The organism is Rhodococcus sp. CX, from assembly GCF_015865005.1.
In the GTDB taxonomy this organism is placed as follows: Bacteria; Actinomycetota; Actinomycetes; order Mycobacteriales; family Mycobacteriaceae; genus Rhodococcus.
Genome location: NZ_JADZGH010000206.1, coordinates 5,650 through 16,097 on the forward strand (window position 1 = coordinate 5,650; position 10,448 = coordinate 16,097).

Here is a 10,448-nt window from a genome sequence, read left to right on the forward strand (position 1 = left end):
CCGCGACCGCGGTGTAGGCCAGACCCCGGGCGACGGCTTCGGTCCCCGTCAACGTTCGGCCGCAGGCGGCAAGAGCGATGGCTCCCGACCAGCCGAGGGCCCGCCCGAGCAGGGAGATGTGCCCGCCACCGGGGTGGATCCCGCGGGCGGAGAAGCCGCTGTCGAGCACGGTGTCCGGGGTGACCACCATGATGTCGGCGGCCATCGCGAGATTCAGTCCGGCACCGACTGCGCCGCCGACCACGACCGCGAGGGTCGGCACAGGAAGCGAACCGACGCGCACGAATGCGCCGTAGACGGCGGAAGTGCGGCGAACCGACTCGGGGGCAGCAGGATCGGAGGACGACGACGCGAGGTCGCGGGTGTCGGCGCCGCTGCAGAAGTAGCTGCCGTTGGCCTCGATCACGGCGACGCCGATCGTCGGGTCGGATTCGACGCGGTCGCAGAAGGCGACGATCTCTGCGGCCATCTCGAGGGTGATCGCGTTCTTGCGACGGGGATTGTTGAGGGTGAGGCGGGCGACGCCGTCGGCGAAAGAAGTGAGAACGGGCGGTTCCGTCGGGCCTGCACCCAGGTCCGCATCGGGAGAAGTCTGGGTCATGCGGCGACGGTAGCAGATTGAATCCACTTTTTGGATCCAATTTTGATTGACAAAAACTGCCGGGCTGCTGTGCACTGGCTGCACCACAAGTCGCCGCGCAGGCGGCGGCGGGAAGGAGTACCTGTGTTCAGCTTGGCGGGACGCATCGCGCTGGTCAGTGGTGGCGGACAGAGCGTCGGTGAAGGAATCGCGAAAGTGCTGGCGCGACAAGGCGCCGCGGTCATCGTCAACGATCTGCACGCGGAGCGCGCCGAAAAGGTCGCGGCTGCAATCGTGGAAGAGGGCAACGTGGCCGTCGCCTCGGCGTTCGACGTCACAGACTTCGACGCCACCCTGGAGCACGTGCGCGCCGCGGAAGCGGAACTGGGTGGGCACGTCGACATCGTCGTCAACAACGCTGGTGTCGCCGAAGGTCGCGTGATCAAACCGTTCCGGGAGCTGTCGCCCGAAGAATGGCGGGCGCCGATCGACCTGAACATCTTCGGGTCCATGAACTGCATCAAGGTCGCCCTCGACGGAATGTGCGACGCCGGCTGGGGGCGGGTCGTCCAGATCTCGTCGGGATCCGCGCGGACAGGCCAGGACATCAACCAGACGATGTACGCGACCGGCAAGAGCGGCATCGAAGGCTTCATCCGTCATCTCGCCGCCGAGACCGGCAAGTACGGTGTGACCGCCAATATCGTGGCGCTCGGCCACCAGAAGAACCTCGAGGACAAGATGAGCCCCGAGATGATCGAGCAGATCCTGCGGACGATCCCGATCGGCCGTCTGGGCGACCCGATCGAGGTCGGGGCGTTCTGCGCCTATCTCGCATCCGACGAGGCCGGTGGTATCACCGGACAGACGTTGGACTTCAACGGAGGGTCGCAGACGCGGTGACGCCGGACGCGAGCCTGCAGACCACGATGTCGCTCACAGCGCTGCGGGTGGCCGATCTCGATCGCGCCGTCGAGTTCTACGTTCGGGGTTGCGGATTCGTGCACGACAAGGATCTCACCACCCCGGCGTTCCGGGCCACGATCGTCCGGGCCGGTGTCGCCGGACTCGAACTGGTGCTTCCGACGGACGGGGGCGCGGACGCCGCGCCCGACCACGGCAACATGCTCGTCAAGATCGTCGTCAACACCACCGACACCGAAGCGCAGATGGCCGACGCCTGTGCGCACGGCGGTACCGAGGTGACCCCGGCGACCGGACTCGAGGCGTACGGCATGGTGATCGGATCCGTCCGCGATCCGGACGGCTATCTCGTCGAGTTCGTACAACGCGCGGTCTCCGAGCCTTCCGACCGTTGAGCGGGCGACCCGCTCGCTCCGAGGCGTAGGCGCCGTCAGGGTCCGTGACGGAGTTCCACGGACTCCGACGGAACGCGCGGTAAATACTGCTGCGAGGCAACACGTTCGACGTGGAAGTAGCCGGTTCGGGGTGACTGCTCTCTGTGGCGCCGTCGCCGCAACAGCCCGCGGCATGTCGGTGTCCGCCTGAGATCGGAGAACGTCCATCGGCCGCGGTGCCTGCAGGGGACACCGCGTCCGACGTGTTCGGTGACAGCGAGGTTCGACGAACCGGCTCGGTGTTCGACGAAGGGGCTCAGTGGGCCGCGAGGTCCGCGGCCACGCAGCGCTGCCAGATTTCTCCCGCGACCATACGCAGCGGAGCGACCATCTTCTGATGGTCGAACGTGCCCACGGGCGCGCAGACGGACAGCGCCGCCAGATTGCCGTACATGTGATCCGGCGGGCCGATCGACACGCCGACGCACGCGATGCCGGGGAACGCTTCACCTCGATCGAACGCGGCGCCACGGTCTCGGACCAGGGCCATTTCCTCCTCGAAGCGGCTCGAGGCGGTAGGGGTGCCGTGCTTGCTCTCGGTGGCGCCGTGGAGCCCACGGGCCGAGGATGTCCCGGAGACCGCAGAGTGGGCCATGACGACCTTGCCGAGCGCGGTGAGGTGCGCCGGCACCCGCTGTCCGACAGCAGTCGGGGTGGAACCCGATGCGCGCCCGTTGATCTTGGTCAGGTAGACGGTGTCCCCGCGGTCGACGACGCCGAGCTGAATCGTGATCCCGGTGCGCTGCGCGAATGCGTGCATGACGGGACGCGCGTGCTGGAGGAGCCGGTTCTGATTGAGCGCGGCCTGCCCCATCTCGTAGGCCTTGACACCCAATTCGTAGGTCTGCTCGGGCGAGCGGGCAAGCCATCCGGCATTGGCGAGTTGTTCGAGCAGGCGGTGCGCCGACGACCTGGGTAATCCGGTACGTGCCGTGACCTTGGCCAATGTCATCGGGCCCGCGCTGAGGGCATCGAGGACCAGTGACACCCGGTCCACCACGGAAACCGGAACTCCATCGGTGCGTGACGTACTCAACCCATCCTCCTGACACCCGAACTCGGTGTGACGCCCATCACGGTACCTGCGGTGTGCTTCGGACATCAATGCACTCGAGACCGTTCTCCCGACGCGCGCCGCGTCGGGGGGCCGGCGTGTACGAATCCACGCCGTCGTCCCGGCGGAGACGCCGCCGGAACTGCTCTCCCGTTGTACGGGAGACCCGCGTCACAGAGCAAGCCCCGCTTGCCAAGCTGACCACATACCACGGGCGAGTTGTCGCGATCAGCCGATCAGGAGGCGAGGCACAGTGAGTTCCACCGATTCCGAGGATCAGATTCGCATCATCGACACCGGCATGCCACCGGCACGGTATGCGCGCGGTTGGCACTGCCTTGGGTTGGTGCGCGACTTCGCCGACGGTGAACCGCATCAGGTGGACGCATTCGGGACCTCCCTCGTCGTGTTCGCCGGCGAGGACGGGCAGCTCAATGTCCTCGACGCGTACTGCCGGCACATGGGTGGCAACCTGGCTCAGGGCACCGTCAAGGGCAACTCGATCGCATGCCCGTTCCACGACTGGCGCTGGCGTGGTGACGGGAGATGTTCCGGAATCCCGTACGCGCGCAGGGTTCCTCCCCTCGCCCGGACGCGTGCGTGGACTACGACGGTGGTCAGCGGCCAGCTCTTCGTGTGGCACGACCCCGAAGGGGCCCGGCCGTCCGGCGAAGTGGCGGTCCCCGCGATCCCCACCTACGGCGATCCCGGCTGGACGGACTGGGTGTGGAACTCGATCGAGGTCACCGGTTCGCACTGCCGCGAGATCGTGGACAACATCGTCGACATGGCGCACTTCTTCTACGTGCACTACGGGATGCCCACCTACTTCCGCAACGTGTTCGAGGGACACACGGCGACACAGGTGATGCGCTCGCGGCCGCGGGCCGATGCCGTCGGGGTGAGTCAGTCCACCAACTACAGTGTCGAGAGCCGTTCGGATGCAACGTATTGCGGTCCGTCCTACATGATCGACAAGCTGTGGAGCGGCGGCCGGGATCCCGAATCCGAGCCGAACATCTACTTGATCAACTGCCACTACCCGATAACGCCGACGTCGTTCCGCCTGCAATACGGGGTGATGGTGGAGAAGCCCGCCGGAGTCCCGGACGAGCAGGCCGAGCAGATCGCTCAGGCGGTCGCGAAGGGCGTCGCGATCGGTTTCGAGCAGGACGTGCACATCTGGAAGAACAAGTCCCGCATCGACAATCCGTTGCTGTGCGAGGAGGACGGTCCCGTCTACCAATTGCGCCGCTGGTACGAGCAGTTCTACGTCGATGCCGCCGATGTCCGACCGGAGATGGTCAACCGGTTCGAGTACGAGATCGACACAGAACGTGCCCTCGCGAGCTGGCAGGCCGAGGTGGACGAGAACCTCGCAGCCGGGCGCAGTGCCTTCGCGCCGAACCTGACGGCAACCCGTGCGGCATCCGGGGCGGCCGGATCCTAGCGCGCGTCCCCCACTCGACGATTTCATCCGATTCCTCACAGGAGTACGACCATGAGCTACGAAGTGCTCGACAACATCGTCGCGATCGCGGACGACCTGCGTGCCGCCGCCGACGAATCCGACGCACTCGGCCGGCTGACCGATGACATGGCCAAGAGCCTCAAGCGAGCCGGGATCATCCGGCTGCTGCAGCGCAAGAAGTACGACGGCTACGAGGCGCACCCGCGAGAGTTCGCCGAGACCGTCATGAAGACGGCGAGCATCTACGGTTCTGCGGGTTGGGTCGGGGGCATCGTCGGCGTCCATCCCTGGCAGCTGGCGTTCGCCGACCCCAAGGTTCAAGAGGAGGTGCTCGGCTGGAACTCGGACACCTGGCAGGCGTCGCCGTACATGCCGGGCGGTATTGCGATCCCGGTCGAGGGTGGATACCGCATGACCGGACGGTGGCAGTTCTCGTCGGGAACCGACCACTGCGACTGGATCTTCCTCGGCGCGATGGTCGGCGGGCAGGACGGAGCTCCGATCATGCCGCCCAGTGGATTGCACGTGATCCTGCCGCGATCCGACTACGAAATCGTCGACGACTCGTGGGATGTGATCGGACTGCGTGGAACGGGCAGCAAGGACATCGTCGTGAAGGATGCCTTCATCCCGGACTATCGGGTGATGAAGTCGCAGGACGTGATCGACGGAACCGCGGCCAAGGAGTACGGAGTCACCGAGACCCTGTACCGGATGCCGTGGTCGACGATGTTCCCCCTCGGCATCACCTCCGCCACGATCGGCATCTGCGAAGGTGTCCTGGCCGCCGGAATCGCGTACCAGCGTGAACGGGTCGGCGCCGCCGGAACGGCGATCAAGGACGACCCGTACGTCCTCCATGCGCTGGGAGAGGCAGCCGCGGAGCTGGACGCGGCGCGGCAGCAGTTGCTCGCGAACGTCGACCGTATCTGGGATCTGGTCGACGCGGGTAAGGAAGTCGACTTCGAGACTCGGGCCTCCTCCCGGCGCAATCAGGTGCGCTCGGCATGGCGAGCGGTCCGTGCGGCCGACGAAGTCTTCGACCGCACGGGCGGCAACGCGCTGCGCGTCGACAACCCTCTGCAGCGGTTCTGGCGGGACGCGCATGCCGGCCTGCACCACGCCATCCACGTGACCAGCACGACCTACCACGCCTCGGCCATGGCCTCGTTGGGTATCGACGTCCCGAACGGCCCTCTGCGCGTGATGATCTGACGCTGTTTCCGGTGAACAGGAAGGGAACACTGTGACCGAGATCAAGGGCCTGGGATATGTGCGCGTGCTGGCCACCGACATGGATCGCTGGCGCGAGCTGGGATTCGACGTACTCGGATTCGCACCGGGTAGCGGTGTCGAAGAGGACGCGCTGCACTTCCGGATGGACGAGCGACCGTCCCGGATCACCGTAGAACGCAGCGATGTCGATCGCGTCAGCGCAGTGGGCTGGGAGGTCCGGGACGGCGCGTCTCTGCGCCGGCTCGCTGAGCGGCTCGACAGTGCCGGCTGCGAGTACAGCGAGATGCCGTTCGAGATGTGCGAGGCACGTCGCGTCGAAGGTGGGATCCTCATGAAGGATCCGGGCGGTACTCCGTTGGAGTTCTTCTTCGGCCCGGCGCTCGATCACAGCCCGGTGATCACCCGCTACGGCCAGAAGTTCGTCACCGGAGTGCAGGGGCTGGGGCACGTGGTGATGCCCACAACGATGTTCGACGCGTCGTTCCGCTTCTATACCGAGGTACTGGAGTTCCTGCCGCGCGGCGCATTCCGCATGCCCTCCCCGCCCGGCACTCCACCTCAGCGGATCCGTTTCCTCGGCGTCAACCAGCGGCACCACAGTCTTGCCATCATGCCGAGCCTCGAGGGACGAGACCCCGGGCTGATCCACGTCATGGTGGAGGTGGATTCCCTCGACGCGGTGGGGCGTGCCCTCGATCAGGTCGAGGCGCACGAGTTCCCGGTCTCGTCGACGCTCGGCAGGCACACCAACGACAAGATGATCTCGTTCTACGTCCGGGTACCCGGCGGATGGGACGTCGAGTACGGCACCGGCGGAAAACTCGTCGACGAGACCTACTACACGGCGGAAGAGATCACCGCGGACAGCTATTGGGGCCACGAGTGGATGTGGGCCCGGCAGGCGAAGGCCGCGAGCGCATGACCCCGTCGACCGATTCGCAACTGGGTGAGCCCGGACCCACGGACTCCCGGACAAGGATGTGACCAGAATGGACATGCAGAGAACAGATTTCGATGCAGTTGTCGTCGGAGCCGGCATCTCGGGACTGTACGCGGTGCACAAGCTTCGTGCACGGGGAATGACCGTGCGCGGCTTCGAATCCGCGGCAGGCGTGGGGGGTACGTGGTTCCACAATCGCTATCCCGGAGCGCGGTGCGACGTGGAGAGCGTCGACTACTCCTACTCGTTCGACGAGGAGCTCCAGCAGGAGTGGACCTGGACGGAACGGTTCGCCACCCAGGCGGAGATCCTCGCCTACCTCGAGCACGTGGCAGACCGATACGACCTCCGCTCTGCATACGAGTTCCTCACCCGGGTCACCTCCACCGTGTACGACGAGGAGACGGCGCGATGGACGGTCACCACGGACACGGGTCACTCGGTGACTGCGAGGTTCTGCGTCATGGCCACCGGTGTGCTGTCGGCGACCAACCGCCCCGACATCCCGGGCCGGGACTCGTTCACCGGTGAGTCCTACCACACCGGCGAATGGCCGCACAGCCCGGTCGATTTCGCCGGCAAGCGAGTCGGGGTGATCGGAACCGGATCGTCGGGAATGCAGTCCATCCCGCTGATCGCCCAGGAAGCGGCACACGTCTTCGTGTACCAGCGCAGCCCGAACTATTCGATTCCCGCCGGAAACCGGCCGTTGACCGCCGAGCAGATCGAGGCAGTCAAGGCCACCTACCCGGAGCGTCGCCGGCTCGCGCGTCTGAGCGGAGGCGGAACCCCCTTCACGCCGTACCCGAAGGGGGCGATGGAAGTCGACGAGGCCGAGCGCCGACGGGTGTACGACGAGTGGTGGCAGCGCGGTGGATACCTGTTCGCGAAGGCATTTCCCGATCAGACCGTGAATCCGGCTTCGAACGACACCGCACGCGAATACGTCGAGGCGAAGATTCGCGAGATGGTGAACGATCCGGAGATCGCGGACCAGCTCATTCCCACCGACCATCCCATCGGGACCAAGAGAATCGTCACGGACAGCGGGTATTTCGAGACCTACAACCGGGACAACGTGACCCTGGTCAATCTGCGACGCACTCCGATTGTAGAGGTTACCGAGACCGGCGTGCGAACGAGCGAGGAACACCACGAGCTGGACATGCTCGTGTTCGCGACCGGCTTCGATGCGATGACCGGTGCGCTGTCGCGGATCGACATTCGCGGGCGCGGCGGCCGCGCTCTGCGTGACGAGTGGGCAGCGGGGCCGCGTACCTACCTGGGACTCGCGTCCCACGGCTTCCCCAACATGTTCTTCATGGTCGGTCCGGGCAGCCCGAGCGTGCTGGCCAACATGGTGCTGATGGCGGAACAGCAGGTGGACTGGATTTCCGACTGCCTCGATCACCTCGACGAGCACAATGCACGGTCGATCGAGGCCGGCGAACAGGCCGTCGACGAGTGGGTCGCCGAATGCAACGAGAAGGCCGCGGGCACTCTGTTCCCGACCGCGAACTCGTGGTACATGGGTGCCAACATTCCCGGCAAGCCGCGAGTCTTCATGCCATACATCGGCGGTTTCGCCAACTACTGCAACATCTGTGCCGAGGTCGCGGCCGCGGGCTACAAGGGATTCGACATCGTCGGATCGGAGAAAGCCTGAGATGACTACGGCACATCCATCGACGAGGGGACAATCATGACCGAGACGGTGCCCGTCGACTCCGGTGCGGACGTCGACGCCCAGAGCCGCGAATCACAGTTGCGCGCAGCGATCGACGTATGTGATCCGGCGCCGCTGCTCATGTCGCTCGTACACGTAACCGGTGATACCGGCCTCCTCGACGAGTTCGGGTCCCGGCTGACGATCGGCGAACCCGGCAATCACTACCGCACCGGCACTCGCCCGACCGCTCCACCCGGGCAGTACCCGGCCGAGGTCGTCGCCGACATCCGGACCCGTGCGCACGAACTGCTCACCGTCGAAATGATCGATCGCCTCGGTGTTCCCGATAGCGAGACATTTCTCCGCATGGCGACGATCGCGACGTCGGAGCGCGTCGACGACGAATTCGTCCCGATCCTGCTCGAGCAGGCCGGCTTCGTCCTGGGGGAGCGCCGCGTGCCGGTGACGGTCACGCCGCCCTCCGACTTCTCCGTCATCGTCATCGGTGCCGGGATCGTCGGAATCAACGCCGCGATCAAACTGCAGGACGCCGGCTTCACGTACCGCGTCTTCGAGGCACGGCACGAGATCGGCGGAACCTGGTCGCGCAACACGTATCCGGGCGCTGCCGTCGACACGCCCAGCCACTACTACTCGTACTCCTTCGAGCTGAACCCCGGCTGGTCGAAGTACTACCCCTCGGGCGCCGAGTACCAGCAGTATCTGAAGGGTGTCGTCGACACCTACGGGATCGCCGAGAACATCTCGTTCCGGACCCGGGTGCTGTCCGCACGTTGGCTCGACGACCGGCACGTGTGGGAGGTGACCACCGAGTCCCCCGACGGATCCCGTGAGGTGCACCGCGCGAACGCGGTCGTGACCGCGCTGGGCATGCTCAACTCACCGAACATCCCCGATGTCGAGGGCCTGGATTCGTTCGGCGGCACGGTCGTCCACACCGCCGACTGGGACGAGGGTCTCGACCTGACCGGCAAGCGGGTCGTGGTCCTGGGCACCGGATGCACTTCCGTGCAGGTGGTCGCCGACATCGTCGATCGGGTGAAGACGCTCGACGTCGTAGTCCGCTCACCGCACTGGATCGTGCCGGAGAAGGCCGTCGTGAACGACGTTCCGGAGGAGGAGAAGTGGGCCCTCGCCCACATTCCCCGTTACCACGAGTGGTTCCGGCTGCGTTCGTACTGGTTCGCGTCCGACAATCTGTACACACTGCCGCGAATCGATCCCGAATGGGCGCAGACCCATTTCTCGGCCTCGCCGGCCAACGAGATGGTGCTCAACACGGCTCGGAACTATTTGCAGGACAGCTTCCCGGACCGCCCGGACCTGATCGAGAAGCTGACCCCGGACTTCCGTCCGTACGGTAAGCGGATCGTCAAGGACCCCGGGTTCTTCAAGGCACTCACCCGGGATCATGTGACATTGCATCGAGCATCGTTCGAGCGCGTGACACCGGACGGCGTCATCACAACCGAGGGCCGGTTCGTGCCCGCCGACGTCGTCATCCTGGCGACCGGATTCGCACTGGAGTTCACCACGTCGATCGAGATCACCGGGCGCGACGGTCGCACCCTCGCCGACCGGTGGAAGGGCGGTGACGATCCGCGCGCCTACCTCGGCATCCAGGTCTCCGGATTCCCGAACCTGTTCGTCACGGCAGGGCCCAACTCTGCGCCGAATCACGGTGCGGGACACAATATCCTGAGTGAAGAACACGTCCACTACATCATCGAGTGCCTGCAGTACCTCCTCGAGAAGGGGCACGACGCGATGGACGTGCGTCAGGACGCACTCGACGACTACAACCGCAAAGTGGACGAAGCGCTCGACAAGACTGTGTGGGTGCATCCCGGCGCGGAGATCAACGGCTACTACCGCAACAGCCAGGGACGGGCGGTGGTGCCGTGTCCGTGGCGCCTGGTCGACTACTGGACCATGCTGAGAGAACCGAACCCGGACGTTCTGGAATTCATCGACCCGGTGGTTCCGGGATGACGATGCAGCCGCTGAACTGCGAGACGTGCGGGCGTGGTGTGCTCGTCGAGAAGTTCAGCGCCGCGCACACCTCGATCCAGTGGACCTCCGAGGCATCGGAATGTCCGATGATCGGGGACGCAGCGCA

General features: G+C 65.6%; 9 protein-coding genes. 7 read left to right on the plus strand and 2 right to left on the minus strand.

The genetic code is table 11. From position 1 onward, the window contains the following. On the minus strand, positions 1-601 hold a 601-nt coding region (locus I0Q12_RS22150; protein ID WP_197254765.1), incomplete at its 3' end, for an enoyl-CoA hydratase-related protein. 123 nt (positions 602-724) lie between these two features. Here I0Q12_RS22150 and I0Q12_RS22155 point away from each other — a divergent pair. Together I0Q12_RS22155 and I0Q12_RS22160 are read left to right on the plus strand one after the other, a co-directional pair. Further along, positions 725-1,483: an SDR family NAD(P)-dependent oxidoreductase gene (locus I0Q12_RS22155; protein ID WP_197254767.1), complete on the plus strand. Its 759-nt coding sequence runs from the start codon at positions 725-727 to the stop codon at positions 1,481-1,483. Continuing rightward, positions 1,480-1,899, plus strand: coding sequence for a VOC family protein (locus I0Q12_RS22160; RefSeq protein WP_307846417.1), 420 nt, complete (start codon positions 1,480-1,482; stop codon positions 1,897-1,899). The genes I0Q12_RS22155 and I0Q12_RS22160 overlap by 4 nt, the downstream gene beginning before the upstream one ends. 295 nt (positions 1,900-2,194) lie before the next feature. Here I0Q12_RS22160 and I0Q12_RS22165 read toward each other — a convergent pair whose 3' ends face one another. Further along, a complete protein-coding gene (locus I0Q12_RS22165) occupies positions 2,195-2,974 on the minus strand; it encodes an IclR family transcriptional regulator (RefSeq protein WP_231611213.1) in 780 nt (259 codons plus the stop codon). Positions 2,975-3,293: 319 nt separating this feature from the next. Between I0Q12_RS22165 and I0Q12_RS22170 the strand changes: the two genes are divergently transcribed. The 5 genes from I0Q12_RS22170 (at position 3,294) to I0Q12_RS22190 (ending at position 10,321) form a co-directional block, all read left to right on the plus strand. Continuing rightward, positions 3,294-4,442 carry a Rieske 2Fe-2S domain-containing protein gene (locus I0Q12_RS22170; RefSeq protein WP_197254935.1) on the plus strand — a complete coding sequence of 383 codons (1,149 nt, stop codon included), beginning with the start codon at positions 3,294-3,296 and terminating at the stop codon, positions 4,440-4,442. A 51-nt stretch (positions 4,443-4,493) separates the two neighbouring features. After that, positions 4,494-5,678, plus strand: coding sequence for an acyl-CoA dehydrogenase family protein (locus I0Q12_RS22175; RefSeq protein WP_197254770.1), 1,185 nt, complete (start codon positions 4,494-4,496; stop codon positions 5,676-5,678). 31 nt (positions 5,679-5,709) lie between these two features. Continuing rightward, entirely contained in the window at positions 5,710-6,621 is a 912-nt protein-coding gene (locus I0Q12_RS22180) for a VOC family protein (protein WP_197254771.1), read from the plus strand. A 67-nt stretch (positions 6,622-6,688) separates the two neighbouring features. Next, positions 6,689-8,305, plus strand: a complete 1,617-nt coding sequence (locus tag I0Q12_RS22185; protein ID WP_197254773.1) for an NAD(P)/FAD-dependent oxidoreductase — start codon at positions 6,689-6,691, stop codon at positions 8,303-8,305. A 36-nt stretch (positions 8,306-8,341) separates the two neighbouring features. After that, positions 8,342-10,321 (plus strand): NAD(P)/FAD-dependent oxidoreductase, encoded by a 1,980-nt coding sequence (locus tag I0Q12_RS22190; RefSeq protein ID WP_197254775.1) that lies wholly within the window; start codon positions 8,342-8,344, stop codon positions 10,319-10,321. Positions 10,322-10,448: the final 127 nt, after the last annotated feature.